We start from the raw sequence: 21,347 nt of genomic DNA on the forward strand, positions 1-21,347 counted from the left end.
GCGCTGACGGACGAACGACTGTAGGTAAGTGGATAAGGAGAACGATGAACATCACGACAACCGACGGGTCGAATGCGGTGGATCCGACACGGTACGGACCATGGGCGGTCATCGCGGGTGGGTCTGAAGGAGTGGGCGCCTCGTTCGCTCATCAACTCGCCGACGCCGGGATCAATCTCGTGCTGATCGCACGCAAGCCCGGTCCGCTGGAGGAGACCGCCGCGGCGGTCCGGACGCGCGGAGTCGAGGTCCGAACTCTGTCTCTCGATCTGACCGATTCCGGAGCAATCGGTCAGATCTTCGCTGCGACCGAGGATCTGGACGTCGGACTGCTCATCTACAACGCCGGTGCGAACAGTTATGGAAGCGATTTCGTCGAAGGCGACCTCGGTCGTTTTCAAGACGTGATCGACCTCAACATCACCGCGCAGCTGACACTGGTCCACTTCTTCGGTGCAAAGATGCGTGCGCGGGGTAGTGGCGGTCTGTTGCTGGTCGGCTCGATGAGCGGCTACCTGGGCGGGAAGCATCTGTCGATCTACGGCGCCGTCAAGGCCTTCGGCCGGGTCTTCGCCGAGTCGCTCTGGTTGGAATTGCGAGACCACGACGTCGATGTGCTCGAACTCGTGCTCGGCGTCACCCGAACGCCTGCGATGGAGCGCGCCGGGATGAATCTCGGTGGAGCAATGAAAGTCAGCGAGCCCGACGACGTTGCGCGCGAAGGACTCGCTCACCTCGCGGACGGCCCGGTGTGGGTCGCCGGCGGGAACGCATCCCGTGCCGAGGAGATCAACGGTCCCGACCGTCGAGGGCTGATCCTCAAACAGCACGAGCGGATGCTGAAACTGTTCCCGCAGAGGTCGAAGAGCGATGCCGAATCCGTTCAGACCCAGGGCTGAGCGGTGCGAATCGGGATCACCAGCCCGATCGTCACCCGGGTGCCCGGAGTCGCCGGGGAATGGGAGGCGTCAGCGGGAATCGTCGAGCTCGCAGACATCGCCTCGGCGGCCGACCAGCTCGGGTTCGAGTATCTGACCTGCAGCGAGCATGTGGCTGTGCCGACCGAGGTGGCGGCCACCCGCGGCGGGACATATTGGGATCCGTTGGCCACCTTCGGTTTCATCGCTGCACGGACTCGTCGTATCAGGTTGTTGACGCAGGTGCTGGTGCTCGGCTATCACCATCCGCTCGAGATCGCGAAGCGGTACGGAACCCTCGATGCCGTCAGCGGTGGCAGGCTCACGCTCGGCGCCGGCGTGGGTTCTCTGCGTGAAGAGTTCGAGCTACTCGGAGCCGACTTCAACGGTCGCGGCGAAATCGCCGACGATGCGCTTCGTGCGCTTCGGGTCGCGATGTCCCAATCCGAACCGCGGTATGAAGGAACTCACTTCCGTTTCGGCGGAATGCTCGTCGAGCCCCATGCGGTACAGAGTGACGTTCCGATCTGGATCGGCGGCCGCACGATGAGGTCGTTACGTCGCGCGGTGGAGTTGGGCGACGGGTGGGTGCCGTTCGGTCTGAGTCGTGCGCGGCTGCGAGAGATGCTCGACTCGGTCGCGTTGCCGACGAATTTCGAGGTGGTCCTCTCGGCAGGCACGGTGGATCCGTCTGCCAGTCCGGACCAGGCTCGAGCCGAGGTGGCTGCGGCATCGGCCGCCGGTGCCACCGTTGTCGGAGTGACCGTCGCGGCCTCCTCGGCCGATCACTACATCGAGCAGTTGGCCGCACTGGCCGACTTGCATGATCTGCCCGGTCGTGGCGGGATCTCGACAACGAGGGAAGGAGATTCGCATGACGTCGCCTGAGGATCGAATGTCAGCGATGGAGGCCAGGCTGCGCCTCGTGGAGGACGAACGGGAGGTCGCTCGACTGGTGGCCTCGTACGGCCCGCTCGTCGACAGCGGCGATGCAGATGCCGTCGCCGCGCTGTGGACGCCCGACGGGGTCTACGACGTCGACGGGTTGTACATGCAGGGACGTGACGACATCGTCGCGATGGTGCGGTCCCGCACGCACCAGGGTTTCATCGCGGGTGGGTGCGCTCATTTCCAAGGGCCGGTCCACGTGACCGTGAACGCCGACGAGGCGACGGCGGCCGGTTATTCGCTGCTGATCCTCTCGCAGGACAGTGGTTTCCGAGTTCACCGTGCGACCGCACACCACTGGCGGTTCGTCCGTACCGGTGAGGGATGGAAGGCGAGTCGGCGGACAAGCCGTGCGCTCGACGGCAATTCAGTCGCCCACGACCTTCTCAACGCCGCGGTGCGCGGCGCCGACATCTGACACCGCCACGCGGCTTACCTCAGCTTCGGCTGATGTGTGCGAGGAAGTCGCGCGCGGCGCCGGCCCCTGGCTGCGGACCCGCCAGCCAGACCGCGCGCAGGGGCCGGGCGAGGTCGAGGTCGGCGATCGGGACGTGAGTCAGTCGGTGTCCGAGATCGTCGGCTACCGAGAGATCGCTGAGCACTGCCGGGCCGGCCCCGGCGATCACTGCTGCGCGCACTGACGCCGTCGTGGACATCTCCAAGACGGGTGGGGCGGTCTCACGTCCCGGTCCGAGGGCCCGGGTCAGGGCACGTTCGAGGAATTCCCGCGTCCCAGAGCCTTCTTCGCGTGTCACCAGTGAGGTCCCGGCGAGGTCGGTAGCAGTGACGGGTCGCCGGAGCCGCGCCCACGGATGACCCGGCGGCACGACGAGGACGAGTTCGTCGCGCGCCACGGTCCGGCTGCGGAGACCGGTCGACACGCGGGAACCCTCGACGAAACCGAGTTCGACCTCACCGGCGCGGACCATCTCGTAGACGTGGTCGGAGTTGGTGGCGGTGAACGCCACCTTGGGTGCGGGTTCGTGTTGGGCGGCGAACGAGACGAGCCATCGGGGCAGCAGATGTTCGGCAACGGTGAGACTGGCCGCCAGGCGCAGCTGATCACGTCGTTCGAGGCGTAACGCGGCCAACCCGGCGTCGAACTCGCCGGCCAGTGTCAACAGCCGATCGGCCCACTCGGCGACGAGTCGCCCGGACTGGGTGGGCACCGAACCGCGCGGAGTGCGCGTGAGCAGTGCGACGCCGAGCTGGGTCTCCATCGCTCGAATGCGCGCCGACACCGCCTGCTGCGTGACACCGAGCCGGGTCGCGGCGGCGTTGAGACTGCCGCTCCCGACCACCGCTTGCAGGGTCTCCAGCGACGCGAGGTCGGGCATCCGCGGACTCAGCACCATCGCTCGAGGGTACAAGCGCGAGTGGTAACCGGGCTACAAACACAGCTTGTACCCTCCCAACGATTCGGGTCCTACCGGCGTCGATGCTTTCGCGGGAACGTGGTGGACATGACCACGATGACCGCGACAGCCGGGTTCGCCACGACAGATCGCGGAACTGCTGCACCTGTCAAGAACGCGCAGCGTCGGAACTCCTATGTGCCGCCGAACTGGTTCGCCGCGGTGATGGGCACGGGGATCGTCGCGATCGCCGCGCACAGCCTGCCCTGGCAGCCGGTTGGTCTGGTGGTCGTGGCAACGGTCTTCTGGCTGTTGGCGTGTGCGGTGTTCGCCGTCGTGCTGGTCGCCACCGTGCGGCACTGGGTGCGCGACCCCGAGGTCGCACGCGGTCACCACGATCATCGGGTGGTCGCCCACTTCTACGGTGCGGTACCGATGGCGGTGATGACGGTCGGGACCAGCACGATGGTCGTCGGCGCGACGGTGATCGGCCGGGATCTGGCGCTGGGAATCGATGTCGTGTGCTGGATCGTCGGCACGGTCGGCGGGGTGATCACCGCGGTGGTCATCCCCTACCGGCACCTGATCATCGGCCGTCCGACTGTCGGTGACGCCTTCGGCGGTTGGCTGATGCCGGTCGTACCGCCGATGGTGTCGGCGTCGGCCGCGGCGGTGCTCACCTCACAGATGTCCGCGAGCTGGGCGTCGCACGTCGTGATGGGGATCGGTTGCGCGATGTTCGTCGTGGCCGCACTCGCCTCGCTGCCCATCCTGGCGGTGCTCGCGGCGCGGTTGCGGACCGGCGACGTCGGCGCCGCGCAGATGGTTCCCACCTGGTGGATCGTTCTCGGGCCGCTCGGGCAGTCGGTCACCGCCGCGTGCCTTCTCGCCCACGTCGCACCGCGTGTGGTCGCCGTGCCCATGGCGGGGACGCTTCATTCGTTCGCCGTCGGCTACGGGCTCACCGCCTGGGTGGCGGCCACTCTCTGGATCGTCGTGGCTGCTCGGCTCACCGCACGGACCCTGCGGTCGGGGATGCCGTTCGCGATGACCTGGTGGTCGTTCACCTTCCCGCTCGGCACCTACGTCACGGGTTCGAGTGCGCTGGCCCTCACCGTCGGCGGGACGGTCTTCGAGGTCGTGGCCGTCGCCGGATTCACGGTCCTCGTCGTGGCATGGAGCGTGGTGGCGGTACGGACGGTGCGCGGGGTCGTGTCAGGAGAACTCCTCCTGGCCCCCGGAGCGCCGGTGCGGTGAGTGGCCCCACCCGCAAACCCACCCCTTTTCCGTGAACCCACCGCATTCGAACCGGGTGGGAATACGGAAAGGGGGTGGGTTTGTCGGAAGGGTGGGGCTACGAAATCCCGGCGGGGTCGGGCTGCGGAGCCCTCGTGGCTCCGGTCGGTGCCGGCGCATCATCGTGCATCCGGTCCACGTCCTCGAGGCTCAGTCCGGTGGTCTCGACTCGGAAGGTCCATGTGACGAACGCGCCAAGCATCGACGTTCCGGCGAGAAGTAGCACGATGATCGCGGTTCCCCAGGCGTCCAGCAGGATGGGGAACAGGAAGGCGGTGAGGACTGCGCCGACCTTGGCGACCGAGGCGGCGAGGCCCGCGCCGGTCCCGCGCAGCGAGGTGGGGAAGACCTCGCCGGCCAGCAGGTAGGTCATGGAGTTCGGACCCAGGTTGGTCATGAGGTTGAACGACATGAAGCCGACGAACACGAGGATGACCTGCAGGGTGCCGTCGAGGAGAGTGGAGGCGGCGGCGATTCCCAATCCGGCTGCGCACCCGAGGAAACCGAAGATCTGCAGCCGGATTCGGCCGAACCTGTTGACCAGGAGGATGGCCAGGACGATGCCGATGAGCAGAAAGGCATCGATGAGAACTGCACCTTCAGCGCCCTGCAGGTCGTCGGCGACCACGCCGCTGACGGTCGAGTCGTTCGCAGCGGCGGTTCCGATCGTTGCGGCGATGATCGTCGGGGTGAAGATGCCGATCCCGTACGTTCCGAGGTCCTGCAGGAACCATGGGATAGAGGCCAGGATCGTCGAGCGTCGCCAGGGTCGGCGGAACAGGGCCCCGATGCCGGTGCTTGTGGCGGCATCAGAGGCAGATCCGTCGGGGTGTGTGAGGGTGACGGTGGTCGGATACTGCGGTTGACGAGCCAACAGACGTTTCAGCTCGTGCTCGGCCTCGTCGACTCGGCCCGCTCCGAGTAGCCAATGTGGGCTCTGCACTATGAAGAGCCGACCGACGGTCACCAGGACGGCCGGGACGACGGCCACCCCGAACATCCAGCGCCAGTCCGACAATTCGTCGCGGTTGCCGAGGACGATGACGCCTACCAGTGTTCCGACGAGAGCGCCGACGGCCTGAAAACCGAACGCCGCGAGTACGCCCCGACCGCGGAGACCGGTGGGCATGGTCTCGGAGATCATGGTGTGCGCGGTGGGATAGTCGCACCCCAGCGCGAGCCCCATGCCGACGAGACACACCACGAGCATGACGAAGTCCGGGCTGACGGTGACTCCTACCAGGAAGACGGTGAACAGGACCATCTCGGCGAGGAACATCTGCCGCCTGCCCCACCGATCGGACAGCCCGCCGAGGGCCGATGCGCCGATCATGATGCCGAGCAGTGGCGCGGCCGTCACGATGCCGGCTTCGGTGGAGCTGAGCCCGAACTCGTCGGTGATCAGTGGCAAGGCCACGCCCACCATGAAGACGATCATGCCCTCGAGGAATTTCCCGGCGGACGCGAGCAACCAGATCCGTTTCTGCATCGAGGTCATCGCACCTGCGGTGGCGGGCGTGCCGTCCCGCCAGGTGGGGACCTCGTCCAGGTAACTCTGGACGGTTCCGGGGAGCGCGGTCGGCTCGGTGGCGGACATTCGGTTCCTGTTCTGCGCCGACGATTTTCACTCGACACGACTGCGAATCGTGTCGGTGGAAGTCGGACGATACAGGGTGTCGCCGGCCGTCTCGTTGCGGTCGGGTGAACGTTTGTCGCCGTCGCTGATACGGACGGTAGGACTCATGCGACCGGGCACACGAGTCCTACCGTCTCGCACCTCACATGCCGGCGGGCGGATGTCCCAGGCAGATCAGGGCGCCCATCGGATCCTTGATCGCGGCGAGCGTTCCGTAGGGGGTGTCCTCACCGGCCATGAGGATCTCCGCACCGAGCGACTCGGCCTGCTGGACCGTGGCCGCGACATCGTCGACGGTGATGTAGATCTGCCAGAACGACGGGACTTCGGCGGGAAAGATCTTGACCGCGTCCATGATTCCCGCGTACGACTGGTCGCCGTAGAAGATCTGGCCGTAGTTGTCGGGTCCCACGGCGTCCGGGTCGCCACCGGTGCCGACCTGCTCGATGCGCGCGCCGAGCACGGTCCGGTAGAAGTCGAGGGACTTGGTGTAGTCCTTGCTCTGGCACTCGAACCAGTAGGGCGTGCCGTGCTCGCCGAACTCGGTGTACCCCTGATGAGTGTTCGGCTGCCAGAACCCGATGGCCGCGCCCGCGGTGTCGACGGCGACCATCATCGTGCCCTCGTCGCCGATCGCCATCGGCGGCACCATGATCGAGCCGCCCGCCGCCTCGACAGCCTTCGCCGTGGCGTCGGCGTCCTCGGTGTGGAGGTACACCGACCAGATGTTGGGGGGCCCGGCCTCTTCCATCGCGGGGCTGAGGCCGGCAACCCGTTTGCCGTTCTTGACGAAGTTGCGATAGCCCGCGAACTCTGCGTCGGGGGCCTCGGCCTCCCAACCGAAGATCGCGCCGTAGAACTCCTCGGCCCTCGCGGTGTCACTGCTCATCAGGTCGAACCAGATCGGTGCCCCGGAGGGGGCTGCATACTCTGCCATTGCTGGGTCCTCTTTCTTGCTCTGCGCGAACGTGAACTACTGCACGACTGTCATCGACACACTTCTGACTGAGAGGGTCGCGCAAACTCATCGGTCGCGGACCGCGTTGTCGGCGAGTCGACTCATATCCACCGGTATCCGGGCGTGGCACGCTGGTCGGATGACGACGCAACCGGTGACCGTCGAACGACTCCGCGGCCTCGCATGGCCGGCGCTGCTGGCGGGTGGTCTGCTGTTGGTGCTGTTCGCGCAAGTGCAGTGGGGCAGCACCGACGAGGGCGTGGAACCCTCGATCACCGGGTTGGGACGCGTCAAGATCCTGGGCGCCAGCGATGACGACGTCGCGTTCTTCTTCGAGGACAACACCGGCAGCCCCGGTCTGAGCGTGGTGGTGCTCGGTGCGGTGATCGCGCTCGTCGCCGCGATCGCCTGGTGGCGCCCGCGCCTCCGGCCATCCGCGATCGGCCTGATCGGTCTCGCATCGGTCGTCGTGTTGGTCGTGGGCGTCCGGACACTGAGCGACCCGGCCGCGCATCTGTTCTCCGACCGGGTATCCGAGGCGCTCGACGCAGAGCTGCCCGATATGCAGGCCGGCTACGGAGTGATCGGGACCGTCGTGGTCGCGATCCTCCTACTGGCCGTCGTCGGCTTCTGGGTGGTCAGCACGATGTGGCCGCGTGGCGGGGCAGGCCGAACCGAGCTCAACCGAACCGAGCTCAACCAAAACGACGAATCGTCTTGACGTATCCCATGTTCTTCAGCTTGGTGAAGCCGATCGGGACACCGTTGGGGCCGTAGGCGTTGAACACCCGACCGGCCCCCGCGTAGATGCCGACATGCCCGGCGTCGCGACCGAAGATGATGATGTCGCCCGGGGCGAGCGCTCGGAACGGAATCGCGTGTCCCACCTTCGCTTGCTGCTGGCTGGTCCGGGGAAGGTGGACTCCGGTCGTGTAGAAGGCCCACCGCACCAGACCGGAGCAGTCCCACGAGTGCGGGCCGACGCCGGCCCACCTGTACGGCTTACCGATCTGGGTCATCGCCGCGCCGAGTGCGTTGAGACCGACAGTGGTCGGCACCGGGAGATATATGGGCGCCGAGCCCGAAGAGTCCGACGATCCCGCGGCGGCGGCGCGGCCGGTGTCGATCAGCGGGGAGCCGGCGAGCGGAACGCCGACCGCCAGTGCGGCAGTGAGGGCGATGGTGCAGGTCACGCGGGTGGCACGCGTTGGTGATCCGGACATGACGACAGCTTGGCCGAGGTGGATCGGCGTGTCGCCGGTCGTTCTTGAGGTGTGACGAAGGTGTGACCGCTGTGAAGCCTGAGGCTTGTATTAACTAATGTGTTTTCGGTGGTGGTTAATCGCCGGCGCCTGCGTCACCAATAACCGTCAGGATCGGAGGCGGGGGATTCGGCGGGAATGATGCCCTCGATGACCCCGTGGTCGATACTCGCCGACAGCCGGGCGCAGGTCGGCATCATCGCCCCGGGGAGCAGGGGGCCGTTTCCCGTATCGCCGTTCCCGTCCTCGCCGCCGGCACGCATCTGCTCGAGGCCGAGGCAGCGGTCGCGCGCGTCGGCATTCCACTGCACGCTGGTGTGGAACGAGCTCGTCTTCTTCACGAGCACGCAGGCGTGGCAGGCCCGGCATTCGATCTCGCGCATCCCGCCCTGCAGATAGTGCTCGCGGTCGCGGCGGGTGGCCTCGTGCACCCGGGCGAGCCGGTCCGGGTCGTCGTGGAAGTCGGGCGCCTTCGCCCAACGGTCGGAACCCACCCGAACTCCTTCCACTCGAACCCCTGCCGCCCGGGTCACCGTCAGACCTCGGCCTTCTCCGAGGAGGCCGACGCCGTGGACTCCGTCGCCTTCTCGGCCTCCTGCCGGCGCAGGTTCTCCTGGATCTCCTCGTTCCAGCTCTCGAGGGCCTTGGAGGTGTCGATCTCGTACTCGAAGCGCCCGGTCATCTCGTCGGTGACCTCCGCCTTGTCGACGTAGAACTGGTCGTACCAGCGTCGGAGCTGGTAGACGGGGCCGTCTTCCTCGACGAGCAACGGATTGTCGATGCGGGTCTTGTTCTTCCAGATCTCGACGTCCTGGAGGAAGCCCACCTCGACGCCGGCACTGATCTTGGCGGCCATCTTCGACGCCTGCTCGGCGGTCAGGCCGTCGGGGACCTTCGCCATCACGCCGTACATCAAGACGAACGAGTTCTCGTCGATGGGGTAGTGACAGTTGGTGAGGATCGTCTCGACGGCGTAGTCGCCGTAGTACTGGATCATCGGATTCAGCATGTACGACGGCCCGTAATACGCCGCGATCGATTCGAGGCGGCTGTCGCCGTAGTTGGTGCCGAGGGTGACGTCGGGCCGGCCGTGCGAGTTCATGTACTGCGCGGCGATCTCACCCTCGAAGACGTTCTTGAAATAGTCCGGCAGGGCGAAATGGACGTAATAGAAGTGCGCCATGTCGACGACGTTGTCGATGATCTCCCGGCAGTTCGAGCCTTCGATCACGATGCGGTTCCAGGTCCAGGCGGTCCACTCCTCGGACCCGAACTCGTCGAGTTCGGGGATGATGCACTCGTCCGGGGGTGGGTTGCCCTCGGGGTCGTTGTAGACGAAGACCTGGCCGTTGCGGACCATCGACGGCCAGGAGCGGGTCTTGGCCAGCTTCGGGTTGCGCTTGGCGTACGGGACGCCGGCGCAGCGTCCGCTGCCCTTCCACAACCAGCCGTGGAACGGACACGCCACGTTGTCGCCGGACAGTTTGCCCTGCGAGAGGTCGCCCCCCATGTGCCGGCAGAAGGCGTCGAGAACGTTGACCTCGCCCTTGGTGTCGATCCAGGCCACCAGCTTGGTGCCGAAGATCGTGATGGAGTGGGGCTTGCCGTCGGAGAACTCCTCGAGCAGTCCGAGGCAGTGCCAGCCGCGCGCGAAGCGGGTGGGTGGCGCACCCGTGTCGATCTCCCGGATGCCCACGTCCGCTCCGTCGGAGGCGGCGGCTGCGCTCGGCGTGCCGGGGCTGCTCGGGGTCATCGTCTCGGGTCCTGAAGACATGTGCCCTCTCCTGTCTGTGGCTCGTGTCGCGTCGAAGAACTGCACTCAATACTAGAACACGTTTCAGATTTGTCAGCCCGATCGCCTTCTCCGAGGACGATCGGGCCTGTACATGGGCATAAAGTCCCGGTGCTCGACAGAAATGAGAACGTGTTCTAATCTCGAACTCGATGGTTACAGCGGCCGGCGTGTCCGGTCGAGGAGAGACGAGTAGGAGCAGGCGAGATGCCAGCACAACGGAGCGAAGCCGCCGAGCAGGTCCTGGAAAAGATCAACGTCCTGCTCCCGGAACTCGAGCAGCGTGCGCAGTCGACCGAGGATCTGCGCCGCATTCCCGAAGAGACCGTGTCCAGCCTCGAGACCGCCGGCTTCTTCAGGCTGTTGCAGCCCGAACAGTGGGGTGGCTACGAAGTCGACCCGGTCACCTTCTACGAAGCGGTACGCCGCATCGCGTCGGCATGTGGCTCGACCGGGTGGGTGTCCGGCATCATCGGCGTGCACAACTGGCACCTGGCCCTTTTCGACCAGCAGGCCCAGGAAGACGTGTGGGGTTCGGACACCAACGTCCGCATCTCGTCGTCGTACGCCCCGATGGGCATGGGTGAGGTCGTCGACGGTGGCTACAAGGTCAACGGTTCGTGGGCGTGGTCGTCGGGTTGCGAGACTGCTGACTGGGTCTTTGTCGGGGGTCCGGTCATCAAGAACGGCAAGCCGGTCGACTTCGTCAGCTTCCTGATCCCGCGGGAGGACTACACGATCAAGGACGTGTGGAACGTGGTCGGTCTGCGCGGCACCGGGTCCAACACCATCGAGGTCAAGGATGTGTTCGTGCCCCGCCACCGCATGCTCAGCATGCGCACGATGTCGATGGGCCAGAGCCCGGGCCTCGAGCGGAACACGGCGCCGGTCTACAAGATGCCCTGGGGCACCATCCATCCCAGCACCATCGCGACGCCGATCGTCGGCATGGCCTACGGCGCCTACCGCGCCCACGTCGAGCACCAGGGCAAGCGTGTGCGGGCCGCCTACGCGGGAGAGAAGGCCAAGGAGGATCCGTTCGCCAAGGTCCGGATCGCCGAGGCTGCCAGCGACATCGACGCCGCATGGCGTCAGCTGTCGGGCAACCTGCAGGCCGAGTACGACCTCATCCTCGCCGGCGAGGAGATCCCGATGGAATTGCGCCTGTCCGCCCGACGCGACCAGGTGCGCGCGAGTGGACGTGCGATCGCCGCGATCGACCGACTCTTCGAGAACTCGGGCGCACACGCCCTGGAGAACGGCACGCCGATTCAGCGCTTCTGGCGCGACGCACACGCCGGCCGGGTGCACGCCGCGAACGACCCCGAACGCGCCTACGTCGCATTCGGCAACGGTGAGTTCGGGATTCCCATCGGCGACACGATGGTGTGAGCAGGCCCTTCGAGACGCTCGCAAGCTCGCTCCTCAGGGGGCGGGGATGAGGCTCGCAAGCTCGCTCCTCAGGGGGCGGGGATGAGGCTCGCAAGCTCGCTTCTCAGGGGGCGGGGATGAGCGTCCTCTGCTCCCTGAGGAGCCCGGAGCTTGCGGAGGGCGTCACGAAGGGTCTGGCCAGCACCGCCGGCAAGAGCACACAAGAGGAGTCAGCAGATGAGTGACAGTCCGATCCGCTCGTTGGGATACATGAGGATCGAGGCCACCGACATCGACGCGTGGCGTACCTACGGCCTCAAGGTCCTCGGCATGATCGAGGGCTCCGGTCTCACCGAGGGCGCCCTGTATCTCCGGATGGACGACTTCCCGGCCCGGCTGGTCATCGTGCCGTCCGAGCACGACCGGCTTGCCTGTGCGGGGTGGGAGGTCGCTAACGCCGCTGAGCTCCAGGATGTTCGGGATCGCCTGTCTCGCGCGGGGGTGGTGTTCCGCGAGGGCAAGGACGAGGAGATCGCTGACCGCCGCGTCGCCGAGATGATCGTCTTCGACGACCCGGCGGACAACACCCTCGAGGTGTTCCACGGGGCCGCGTTGGAGCACCGGCGCGTGGTCAGCCCGTATGGGCACCGCTTCGTCACCGAGGAGCAGGGTCTGGGACACGTCGTGCTCACCTGCTCCGACGACAAGGCGGCGCTCGAATTCTATCGGGACGTACTCGGTTTCAAGCTCCGTGACTCGATGCGTCTGCCCCCGCAGGTGGTGGGCCGTGAAGAGGGCGACGAGGTGCCGTGGCTGCGGTTCCTCGGCTGCAACCCGCGCCACCACTCGCTGGCATTCCTGCCGATCCCCAACAGCACCGGGATCGTCCACCTGATGGTCGAGGTCGAGAGCGCCGATGACGTGGGACTGTGCCTGGATCGCGCGCTGCGTAAGAAGGTGCCGATGTCGGCGACGCTCGGTCGCCACGTCAACGACCTGATGCTCTCCTTCTACATGAAGACGCCCGGCGGATTCGACATCGAATTCGGTTGTGAGGGAAGAACGGTCTCCGACGACGAGTGGATCGCCCGGGAGAGCACGGCCGTGAGCCTCTGGGGGCATGACTTCAGCGTCGGGTTCAAGGGCTGAGATGGGCTCGGACGCCACGGCCCAGCAGTCCCACACGCGGTCGCCCTACGGGTCCGCGGATTTCGACTCCCGCCAGTTCCGGACCGCGATGGGCCAGTTCTGCACCGGCGTCACGGTCATCACGACGCTCGACGACGCGGGCAAACCGGTCGGCTTCGCATGCCAGTCGTTCGCGGCTCTGTCGCTCGACCCGCCACTGGTGTTGTTCTGCCCGATGAAGACTTCCCGGAGCTGGAAGGTCATCGAGAACGCGGGCAAGTTCTGCGTGAACGTGCTGTCGAACCGTCAGCAGGATGTCAGCGCGGCCTTCGGTGCGCCCGGCGACGACAAGTTCGCGAACATCACCTGGGACCCGTCGCCGGCCGGCCTTCCGGTGATCCGGCACGGTCTGACCTGGGTGGAATGTGACGTGGACAGCGTCACCGACGGCGGCGATCATCACATCGTCATCGGGCGTGCATTGACTCTCGGAGAAGTGCTGCAGGACAAGCCGTTGCTGTTCTACCGTGGCGGCTACCTGTCGACCGAGCACCCGCGGGTCACGCCCGCACAGGCCGAGCTGGACAATTTCCTGACATGGACGGGCGGGGACACCTGGCTATGAGCGTCGACAACAGCGCTTCGATCGCCGAGGCATCGAGCACCGGGCGAACACTCGTGACACAGCCTCTTCTCGACGCCATCGCGGAGTCCGAGAAGCTGGTCGCGTCAGCCGATTTCGTCGAGACTGAACAGGACCTGGCCGAAGGCTACGACTACCTGGCGGGCAGCATTGCCGCGATCGTCCAGCTGGTGCGCGCCCGGTCCATCTCGCACCCGAACTTCGTGACGTCCACCGGACCGTCGACGAAGATGGGCCTCGACAACCCGGACACGCTCTACTACCACGCCGACGTTGAGCCCTCCGGGACGTATCTGGTGCGCGGACGCCGCGGCACCACAGCGGATCTGAGCTTCCAGGTGCTGCGCGGGGACTACACGGCGTCGTCGGTGCCGGGGGGCGAGGACGCCTTCGACGATCGTCGACTGACGATCGCCGAGGACGGCTCGTACGAGCTGACCTTCGGCCCGCCCGTCCCGGACGCGCCGGACAACTACTTCCCGCTCGGCGAGGGCGCGTCGATGCTCGCGGTGCGCGAGGTCTACTCCGACTGGTCCGAACGCAAGGGGTCGATCACCATCGAACGGGTCGACACCGTCGGGACCGCCCCCGCCGAACCCGACCTGGCACGCGTGTCCCGCCGATATGCGACCGCGGGCAAGATGCTGACGGCCCGCATCAACACCTGGTTCAACTTCCCGAAGTGGTTCTATCTCGACGAACCGGTCAACACGTTCACCGGACCGCGGCAGACCCCAGGCGGGCTCAGTACGCAGTTCTCCTCCGTCGGTCATTTCCGGCTGGGTCCGGACGAGGCGATGGTCATCACCATCCCGCGGTCCGACGCCCCGTATCAGGGATTCCAGCTCGGCAGCATGTGGTACATCTCGCTCGACTACGTCAACCATCAGACCAGCCTGAACTCCGCTCAGGCGCAGGTGGATCCGGACGGCATGATCCGGATGGTGGTCTCGCATCGTGATCCGGGCGTCGCCAACTGGATCGAGACGACGGGCCGGTCGAAAGGCATCCTGCAATTCCGCTGGCAGCGCAGCGATTCGCCGATCGGCCCGGACCTGGGCCCGACCGCGCAGGTTGTCGCGTTCGACGACGTGCCTGCCCATCTACCGCACCACGACCACAACCGGATCGATGCCGACGGCTGGGCGGAACGGATCGCGACACGCCAGCGTGGCTTCGCCGAGAGGATGCTGGGATGAGTGCGCGCAGCGGTCTGCTGGCCGACAAGGTGGTCGTCGTCTCAGGCGTCGGCCCGGGACTGGGGCGCTCGATCTGTCTGCGCGCGGCCGCGGAGGGCGCGCGGGTCGTCCTCGCCGCCCGCACCGAGTCGCGTCTGAAAGAGGTCGCCGCCGAGATCGACGCGGCCGGCGGGACCAGTCTCGTCGTCCCGGCTGACATCACCGACGACGCGGCCGTCGACAACCTGGTGGCGACCACCGTCGCCGAGTTCGGGCGAGCCGATGTGCTGGTCAACAACGCCTTCGCGCTCCCGTCGATGAAGCCGCTGTCGCGCACCGACTTCGACCAGATCGCGAGCAGCATCGACGTCACCGTGCTGGGCACGCTGCGGGTCATCCGCTCGTTCACCGAGGCGCTGGCCGAGGCCGACGGGTCGATCGTGAACATCAACTCGATGGTCATCCGACACTCCGAACCGCGCTACGGCAGCTACAAGATCGCGAAGTCAGCGCTGCTGGCGATGTCGCAGTCACTGGCCTCCGAACTCGGTGACAAGGGAATTCGCGTCAACTCGGTTGCGCCGGGCTATATCTGGGATGACCAGCTGAAGTGGTACTTCGGGGAGGTCGCCAAGAAGTACGGGATCGCACCCGAGGACGTCTACGAGCAGACGGCGTCGAAGTCCGACCTCAAGCGCTTGCCGGAGCCGGACGAGATCGCCGACGCCGTCGTGTTCCTCGCGTCGCCGATGGCGCGGGCCATCACCGGGCACACCCTGGACGTGAATTGCGGTGAATACCATGACTAGCGCGGCACGCACCGACGTCGGCACGATCGAGGACCTGCATTCCTCGGCCACTCGCGCCACGGGTCTCGACGACTTCGGGGACACCGACTATCTGGAACCCCTGGGCATTCTGCTGGAGTCCTACCGTTCCGAGGCCGGGCTGACCGAGGTGGGCAGCAAGATGTTCCGCTTCTTCCTGAAGGGCGCGCTGATCGCCCGGCTGCTCAGCGAGGCGTCGTGGAAGGCGAACCCCGGGTACGCCGAGGTCGAGGTGACCCGCCCGGTCTTCGTGACCGGGCTGCCGCGTACGGGAACGACTGCGCTGCACCGGTTGCTGGCCGCCGATCCCGAGCATCAGGGCGTCGAGATGTGGCTCGCGGAGTTCCCTCAACCCCGGCCGCCGCGCGACACCTGGTCCGACAACCCGGTCTATCAGCAGATCCAGGCCGGCTTCGAGCAGCACCACGTCGAGAACCCCGAGTTCATGGGCTTGCACTACATGGACGCGGGTGAGGTCGAGGAATGCTGGCAGCTGCTGAGACAGAGCGTCATGTCGATCTCGTATGAGTCTCTGGCGCACGTCCCCACCTATTCGCAGTGGCTCGCCCGTCAGGATTGGACACCCGCGTATCTCCGGCACCGCAAGAACCTGCAGCTGATCGGCCTCAACGATCCAGGCAAGCGGTGGGTGCTCAAGAACCCCAGCCACCTGTTCGCACTCGACGCACTCATGGCGGCGTATCCGGATGCCCTGGTGATCCAGACGCACCGGCCGCCCAGCACTCTCATCGCTTCGATGTGCAGTCTGGCCGAGCACGCCACCCCGGGTTGGTCGACGACGTTCACCGGCGCGCAGGTCGGCCAGGACCAGCTCGAGCTGTGGTCGCGCGGTCTGCGGGAGTTCTCGGCGGCGCGGAAGCGCTACGACCCGGCCCAGTTCCTCGACATCGAGTTCACCGACCTCCGGTCCGACCCGATGGGCACCGTCGAACGCGTCTACGCCGCGCTCGACACCCCGATGTCGGAGGCGGCGCGGGCCGCGGTCACCGCGCTCGACGAGGAGAGCCAGTCGGGGGCGCGTAAACCCCAACACCGTTATCAGCTCGCGGATTACGGGCTCGACGAGGCGACGGTCGAGGCAGCCTTCGCCATCTGAGGTCCTCGGGATTTCCTGACAAGAATGCGACAATGACGCGCATTGTTGCTACCGATCGCCGGTCGGGGGCTCTACAGTGCATCGCATGGCAGAACCGGAGGACCGGCAGTCGACGGAGGGTCTGAACCGGCTTGTCGCGTTCGCGGACGCAGTGGTGGCGATCGCGCTGACACTGCTCGTGCTCCCGCTCGTCGACATCGCCAACGACCTGCGTGAGGACTCCTCGGTCGGGGATGTGCTGTCGGACAGGTCGGTCGAGCTCGTCAGCTTCTTCGTCAGTTTCGCCGTCATCTGGATTCTGTGGCGCCAGCACCATCAGACGATGGAGTACTTCCGCGCCTACGACCGCACGCTCGTCAACCTCCACTTCCTGTGGCTGCTGACGATCGTGGCGCTTCCGTTCGCGACGGCCCTCGTCGACGGCGCGCACGTGGAGCAGGCGAACATCCTCTACATCGGCGTGCTGGCGGTGTCCGTCGGTTCGCTCATCGCCATCGCATCGTGGGGCCGTCGGCACCGGGAACTGCTCACCGACGACGACGCCACCGACCGATGGGCCGCCTCGGCGAGTGGTCTGGGCACACTCGTGGTCCTCGCGCTCGCGCTGGCCGTCGCGATCGTGTTCCCGCGCAGCGGAAATCTTCCGCTGGTGCTGCTGGTGCTCACCGATCCGATCGAGCGGATGATCGCGCGACGCCGGGGTCGGCGCGGCTGATCGACGTCAGCGCAGGGAGCGGGCGAGTTCGGTCACCGCGGTGTGCGTCGCACCGAACATCTGCGAGGTGCCCTGGGCCCGCTTGAAGTACAGCTGGATGTCGTGTTCCCACGTGATGCCGATGCCGCCGTGCAGCTGGATCGCCTCGCCCGCGACGCGACGATAGACCTCGGAGCAGTACACGTGGGCTGCCAGTGCCAGGTCTGCGGCGTCGGGATCGTCTGCGGCGAAGGCAGCCACCGCAGCCCGGGCGATCGACCGTGCCGTCTCGACCGACACGTACATATCGGCCATCCGGTGTTTGAGTGCCTGAAACGACCCGATGATGCGCCCGAACTGCTTGCGCGACTTGGTGTACTCGACCGTGAGATCGAGGGCGCGCTGTGCGCCCCCGACCTGCTCGGCGGACAGCAGGGCCCAGCCGAGCGCACGCAGTCGGGGCGCGAGATCGTCCGGCGCCGGGATCGCTGTCGATGCGGCCTCGTCGAATCGCACCGACGCCAGCGCGCGGGTGGGGTCCAGCACGGGCATGGGCGACACCGACACACCGTCCGCATCGGCGGCCACCTCGTGCAGGGTGACGTGCGTGCCGGGGCCGGCGGCGAGCACCAGGAACGTGTCGGCCGACTCGCCGTCGACGACGTAGTGGGCGGTCCCGGAGAGAAGTCCGGCGTCGGCGCGCACGCCGGGAGTCTGCCAACCGCGTTCACCGGCCCAGCACACCGCCGCGGTCCGCTCGCCGGCGGCCAGTGCGGGCAACAGTCGCGACGACGCGTCGTCGTCGGCTGCGAGGAGAATGGTTCCGGTGGCCAGCGCGGAGCCGAGCGCCGGGACGGGACTCAGAGCGGCGCCGAGTTCTTCGAGCACCGCGGCCGATTCGACCCAGGATGCACCGGCGCCGCCGAAGTGTTCGGGGATCGGCAATGCGGCCACGCCGATCTCGGTGCACAGCGTCTGCCACAGACTCGAGTCGATCCGGCCGGTGGCGGACATCGCGGCGCGGATCGTCGTCGAATCCCCCCGGCGGCGGAGCAGGTCTCGCACGGCCTCGACGAGGGCCTCCCGTTCGTCGGCGCCGATCGCCGGGCTTTCGGTGCCGGTACTGACGGTCACAGCGTCTCCAGGATGCGTTGGCGGTGAACGGCGGGCGAGCCCCAGGCGTTGAGCAGGGCCCGGGTCTTGGTGATGTACAACGAGATGTCGTGCTCGGCGGTGTACCCGATCGCCCCCATCACCTGCAGCGAGCGTCGCGCCGACAGGTCGGCGGCCTCGGCGGCCGCGACCTTGGCCGCGGACACGTCGCGGGAGACGTCGGTGTCCTCCGGCACCTGGCCGTCGATCCCCAGGGCGGCCGCGTGGACCAGGGGGCGCGCCATCTCGAGGGCGATCGCCACGTCGGCCAGGTGATGTTTGACGGCCTGGAAGGACCCGATCGGCCGGCCGAACTGCTTGCGCGACTGCGCGTATTCCGAGGCGATGGACAGCATGGCCTGGCCCAGACCGAGTAACTGCGCGGCCGTGGCCAGCGCACCCGCGTCGGCGGCGTCGGCGGCGTCGACCCCGGTGGCCAGCACCTCACCCGCGGCGATCCGGGACAGTGTGCGGGTGCCGTCGACCGATGCCTCGGTCGTCTGCACGGTGGCGCGGGACAGCACCCCGTCGGAGACGAGATACACGTCGGCGGAGGCGGTGTCGGCGGCCAGGGGCTGAAGCGGCGCGATCGCGCACGTCGCCAGGCGCCCTTCGGCGAGGTCACTGAGGGGGCCCGACACGTCGGCGTCGTGCAGCAGGACCGGCAGCACGGCGACACTCTCGACGATCGGCCCCGGGGCGCAGTGGCGACCGAGCTGTTCGACGGCGACGACCATCTCCACGGCCCCGGCGCTGCTGCCGCCGTGTGATTCATCGATCAGGAGTCCGCTGATGCCGGCATCGGCGAGCTGTGAGTAGACCTTGGCGACGGCCGCGCGGTCGCCGGACGCCCAGGCGCGCGTGGCGGCCGGCATGTCGGCCTTGCCCAGCATCGCATCCACCGTCGAGGCGAGGTCGGTGTGAATGTCGGAGAGTCGAAAGTCCATGAGTATCACCGATCTCCACGGGGAAGGCCGAGCAGGCGTTCGGCGATGACGTTGCGCTGGATCTCGTTGGTGCCCGCGTAGATGGGTCCCGACAGCGAGAACAGGTAGCCGCCCGTCCACGCATCGTCGAGTTCGGCGGCCGGGCCCTGCAGGTCGAGTGCGGTCTCGTGGGCGGCGATGTCCCACTGCGACCAGAAGACCTTGTTGATCGACGACTCCATGCCGAGCGAGCCGCCGGCCGCGAGGCGACTCACGGTCTGGTAGGTCGACAGTTCGTAGGCGCGGGACCCGATCCACGCATCCGCCACGCGCGCATCGGTGTTCGCCGTCGACGGGACCGCGTCCCGATTCGAACGCCAGAGCTCGACGAGGCGGTCCGTGGTGGCCAGGAACCGGCCGGGTGCCCGCAGCGACAGCCCGCGCTCGTTGGCAGCGGTGCTCATCGCGACCCGCCACCCGTTGTCGACCTCGCCGATGACACCCGACTCGCCGGGGTTCGACGGGTCGTCGGGGACGAAGACGTTCTCGCAGAACAATTCCGCGAACCCGGCCTCGCCGTCCAGCTGCGCGATCGGCCGGACGGTCACACCCTCGCTGCGCAGGTCGAACATGAAGTAGGTCAGACCCTTGTGGCGCTGTGCCTCTTTGTCCGTGCGGAACAGGCCGAAGGCCCGGTCGGCGAAACTCGACCGTGAACTCCAGGTCTTCTGGCCGTTGAGGAGCCAGCCGCCATCGGTGCGGACGGCGGTCGACCGCAACGAGGCGAGGTCGCTGCCGGCCTCCGGTTCGCTCCAGGCCTGACCCCAGATGTCGTCTGCGTTGGCCATCCGCGGCAGGATACGTTGCAGCTGATCGGAATTCGCGTGCTCGAACAGTGTGGGTGCGAGCAAGAAGATGCCGTTCTGGCTCACGCGCCCGGGCGCGCCCGAACGGTAGTACTCCTCCTCGAAGATGACCCAGTGCAGCAGCGGGGCGTCGCGGCCGCCGTACTCCTCCGGCCAGCTGACGACCGACATCCGGTCGGCGGCCATCGTCTGCTCCCACTCGCGATGCGCCTCGAATCCCTCGGCGGTGTCCATCGACGGAAGCGGTTCGCGCGGAACGTGGTCGGCCAGCCACCCGCGCACCTCGGCGCGAAAGGCGTCGGCGGCGTCGTCGAAGAGCAGGTCCATGTCAGCTCCCCGATCCCGCGGCGGTGCCGGTGGAGGCCGACGCCTTCATCGACTTCGCGTCCATGCCGCCGAGCGAGTCGCCGCCCGCCTCGGAGTTGGCCGCGTGGGCGAAGTGGTGCCAGCCGAACACCGAGTCCATCGAGGTGCGTAGTCCCATCTGGTCCTCGCAGATGTTGACGGCCTTCTTGCTGAGGAACAGTCCCTGCATCGGCATGGCGACGGCCTTCTCGGCGATCTCGTTCACCTTGGCCTCGAGGCCGTCGCGGGGGACGACGTGGTTGACCATGCCCCAGTCGGCCGCCTGCGTTGCGGTGAAACGTTCGCCGGTGAAGAGGATCTCCTTCGCGCGGCGCGGTCCGAGCACGAAGGCGTGGGCGAAGTACTCGACGCCGGGAATCCCCATCCGGGCGACCGGGTCCGAGAAGAACGCATCGTCGGAGGCGACGATGAAATCGCAGATCCAGGCGAGCATGAGACCGCCGGCGATGCACGCGCCATGGACCTGTGCGATGAGAGGTTTGGGGATGTCGCGCCACCGGCGGCACATCCCCATGTAGACCTCCATCTCACGGGCGAGGCGCTGGTCGGCGCCGGTCTTGTCGGTGTGGTCCCAGTGCAGGACCGCCGCGTTCTCGTAGTAGGTGTCGAAATCGCGTTCCGGCGTCCCGATGTCGTGGCCTGCGGAGAAATGCTTGCCGTTCGCACGCAGCACGATCACCTTCACCGCGGCGTCGTCGACAGCCTTGCGGAACGCCGCGTCGAGGGAATAGGTCATCACCGAGTTCTGCGCGTTGCGGTAGTCCGGCCGATTCAGCGTCACGTAGGCCACCGCGCCCTCGGGTCCGCCGGTCTCGTAGGCGACCGGTGAGGTGTCCGGCCCCAGATCGTCGGGTCCGAGCGGAGGTGGGATGACAGCGTCACTCATGTTCCCGAGACTAACCTAGCAAGTGCTTG

At 67.0% G+C, this 21,347-nt stretch carries 22 protein-coding genes; 12 read left to right on the forward strand and 10 right to left on the reverse strand.

Annotation, left to right across the window (positions count from 1 at the left end; all coding sequences use genetic code 11):
• The first annotated feature begins 44 nt into the window (after positions 1-44).
• From ACFW3F_RS02170 to ACFW3F_RS02180, 3 genes are read left to right on the forward strand one after another with little or no spacing between them, the layout of a single operon-like run.
• Positions 45-899, forward strand: coding sequence for an SDR family NAD(P)-dependent oxidoreductase (locus ACFW3F_RS02170; RefSeq protein ID WP_388053861.1), 855 nt, complete (start codon positions 45-47; stop codon positions 897-899).
• Between the two features lie 3 nt (positions 900-902).
• Positions 903-1,805, forward strand: a complete 903-nt coding sequence (locus ACFW3F_RS02175; protein WP_388053863.1) for an LLM class F420-dependent oxidoreductase — start codon at positions 903-905, stop codon at positions 1,803-1,805.
• Entirely contained in the window at positions 1,792-2,283 is a 492-nt protein-coding gene (locus ACFW3F_RS02180) for a nuclear transport factor 2 family protein (RefSeq protein ID WP_388053865.1), read from the forward strand. The genes ACFW3F_RS02175 and ACFW3F_RS02180 overlap by 14 nt, the downstream gene beginning before the upstream one ends.
• A gap of 19 nt (positions 2,284-2,302) precedes the next feature.
• Here ACFW3F_RS02180 and ACFW3F_RS02185 read toward each other — a convergent pair whose 3' ends face one another.
• The gene (locus tag ACFW3F_RS02185) at positions 2,303-3,220 is read right to left on the reverse strand and encodes a LysR family transcriptional regulator (protein WP_388053867.1); all 918 of its coding nucleotides are present in this window, start codon (positions 3,218-3,220) and stop codon (positions 2,303-2,305) included.
• 99 nt (positions 3,221-3,319) lie between these two features.
• Here ACFW3F_RS02185 and ACFW3F_RS02190 point away from each other — a divergent pair, with 99 nt between their 5' ends.
• Positions 3,320-4,477: a TDT family transporter gene (locus tag ACFW3F_RS02190; RefSeq protein WP_388053869.1), complete on the forward strand. Its 1,158-nt coding sequence runs from the start codon at positions 3,320-3,322 to the stop codon at positions 4,475-4,477.
• Between the two features lie 97 nt (positions 4,478-4,574).
• Here ACFW3F_RS02190 and ACFW3F_RS02195 read toward each other — a convergent pair whose 3' ends face one another.
• Positions 4,575-6,113 carry an MFS transporter gene (locus ACFW3F_RS02195; protein ID WP_388053871.1) on the reverse strand — a complete coding sequence of 513 codons (1,539 nt, stop codon included), beginning with the start codon at positions 6,111-6,113 and terminating at the stop codon, positions 4,575-4,577.
• A 181-nt stretch (positions 6,114-6,294) separates the two neighbouring features.
• Positions 6,295-7,089, reverse strand: coding sequence for a VOC family protein (locus tag ACFW3F_RS02200; protein ID WP_388053873.1), 795 nt, complete (start codon positions 7,087-7,089; stop codon positions 6,295-6,297).
• 160 nt (positions 7,090-7,249) lie between these two features.
• On the opposite strand from ACFW3F_RS02200, the gene ACFW3F_RS02205 reads away from it, so the two are divergent.
• Positions 7,250-7,831: a hypothetical protein gene (locus ACFW3F_RS02205; RefSeq protein ID WP_388053875.1), complete on the forward strand. Its 582-nt coding sequence runs from the start codon at positions 7,250-7,252 to the stop codon at positions 7,829-7,831.
• Here the strand turns inward: ACFW3F_RS02205 and ACFW3F_RS02210 are convergent.
• The 3 genes from ACFW3F_RS02210 to ACFW3F_RS02220 form a co-directional block, all read right to left on the reverse strand.
• Complete coding sequence (locus tag ACFW3F_RS02210) at positions 7,806-8,333, reverse strand: C40 family peptidase (protein ID WP_388053877.1); 528 nt, start codon at positions 8,331-8,333, stop codon at positions 7,806-7,808. The two genes, ACFW3F_RS02205 and ACFW3F_RS02210, sit on opposite strands and share 26 nt — an antisense overlap.
• A gap of 134 nt (positions 8,334-8,467) precedes the next feature.
• Positions 8,468-8,866, reverse strand: coding sequence for a hypothetical protein (locus tag ACFW3F_RS02215; RefSeq protein WP_388053879.1), 399 nt, complete (start codon positions 8,864-8,866; stop codon positions 8,468-8,470).
• 41 nt (positions 8,867-8,907) lie between these two features.
• Positions 8,908-10,146 (reverse strand): Rieske 2Fe-2S domain-containing protein, encoded by a 1,239-nt coding sequence (locus ACFW3F_RS02220; protein ID WP_388053881.1) that lies wholly within the window; start codon positions 10,144-10,146, stop codon positions 8,908-8,910.
• A gap of 225 nt (positions 10,147-10,371) precedes the next feature.
• On the opposite strand from ACFW3F_RS02220, the gene hsaA reads away from it, so the two are divergent.
• The 7 genes from hsaA to ACFW3F_RS02255 all read left to right on the forward strand — a co-directional run bounded on the left by hsaA (position 10,372) and on the right by ACFW3F_RS02255 (position 17,143).
• A complete protein-coding gene (hsaA, locus tag ACFW3F_RS02225; protein ID WP_388053883.1) occupies positions 10,372-11,556 on the forward strand; it encodes a 3-hydroxy-9,10-secoandrosta-1,3,5(10)-triene-9,17-dione monooxygenase oxygenase subunit in 1,185 nt (394 codons plus the stop codon).
• A 216-nt stretch (positions 11,557-11,772) separates the two neighbouring features.
• Positions 11,773-12,684, forward strand: a complete 912-nt coding sequence (gene hsaC / locus ACFW3F_RS02230; RefSeq protein WP_388053886.1) for an iron-dependent extradiol dioxygenase HsaC — start codon at positions 11,773-11,775, stop codon at positions 12,682-12,684.
• A 1-nt stretch (position 12,685) separates the two neighbouring features.
• The gene (gene hsaB / locus ACFW3F_RS02235; protein WP_388053888.1) at positions 12,686-13,288 is read left to right on the forward strand and encodes a 3-hydroxy-9,10-secoandrosta-1,3,5(10)-triene-9,17-dione monooxygenase reductase subunit; all 603 of its coding nucleotides are present in this window, start codon (positions 12,686-12,688) and stop codon (positions 13,286-13,288) included.
• Complete coding sequence (locus tag ACFW3F_RS02240) at positions 13,285-14,505, forward strand: hypothetical protein (RefSeq protein ID WP_388053890.1); 1,221 nt, start codon at positions 13,285-13,287, stop codon at positions 14,503-14,505. The genes hsaB and ACFW3F_RS02240 overlap by 4 nt, the downstream gene beginning before the upstream one ends.
• Complete coding sequence (locus tag ACFW3F_RS02245) at positions 14,502-15,293, forward strand: SDR family oxidoreductase (RefSeq protein ID WP_388053892.1); 792 nt, start codon at positions 14,502-14,504, stop codon at positions 15,291-15,293. The genes ACFW3F_RS02240 and ACFW3F_RS02245 overlap by 4 nt, the downstream gene beginning before the upstream one ends.
• Positions 15,286-16,428, forward strand: a complete 1,143-nt coding sequence (locus ACFW3F_RS02250; protein ID WP_388053894.1) for a sulfotransferase family protein — start codon at positions 15,286-15,288, stop codon at positions 16,426-16,428. The genes ACFW3F_RS02245 and ACFW3F_RS02250 overlap by 8 nt, the downstream gene beginning before the upstream one ends.
• Positions 16,429-16,513: 85 nt before the next feature.
• Positions 16,514-17,143: a TMEM175 family protein gene (locus ACFW3F_RS02255; protein WP_388053896.1), complete on the forward strand. Its 630-nt coding sequence runs from the start codon at positions 16,514-16,516 to the stop codon at positions 17,141-17,143.
• 6 nt (positions 17,144-17,149) lie between these two features.
• Here ACFW3F_RS02255 and ACFW3F_RS02260 read toward each other — a convergent pair whose 3' ends face one another.
• From ACFW3F_RS02260 to ACFW3F_RS02275, 4 genes are read right to left on the reverse strand one after another with little or no spacing between them, the layout of a single operon-like run.
• The gene (locus tag ACFW3F_RS02260; RefSeq protein ID WP_388053898.1) at positions 17,150-18,256 is read right to left on the reverse strand and encodes an acyl-CoA dehydrogenase family protein; all 1,107 of its coding nucleotides are present in this window, start codon (positions 18,254-18,256) and stop codon (positions 17,150-17,152) included.
• On the reverse strand, positions 18,253-19,221 hold the full coding sequence (locus tag ACFW3F_RS02265) for an acyl-CoA dehydrogenase family protein (protein ID WP_388053900.1): 969 nt from the start codon (positions 19,219-19,221) through the stop codon (positions 18,253-18,255). Before ACFW3F_RS02265 ends, ACFW3F_RS02260 begins: the two co-directional genes overlap by 4 nt.
• Positions 19,222-19,226: 5 nt before the next feature.
• The gene (locus ACFW3F_RS02270; protein WP_388053902.1) at positions 19,227-20,393 is read right to left on the reverse strand and encodes an acyl-CoA dehydrogenase family protein; all 1,167 of its coding nucleotides are present in this window, start codon (positions 20,391-20,393) and stop codon (positions 19,227-19,229) included.
• Position 20,394: 1 nt separating this feature from the next.
• Positions 20,395-21,318, reverse strand: a complete 924-nt coding sequence (locus tag ACFW3F_RS02275) for an enoyl-CoA hydratase (RefSeq protein ID WP_388053904.1) — start codon at positions 21,316-21,318, stop codon at positions 20,395-20,397.
• Between the last annotated feature and the right edge of the window lie 29 nt (positions 21,319-21,347).

It is taken from the genome of Gordonia sp. NPDC058843 (genome assembly GCF_042743165.1).
In the GTDB taxonomy this organism is placed as follows: Bacteria; Actinomycetota; Actinomycetes; order Mycobacteriales; family Mycobacteriaceae; genus Gordonia.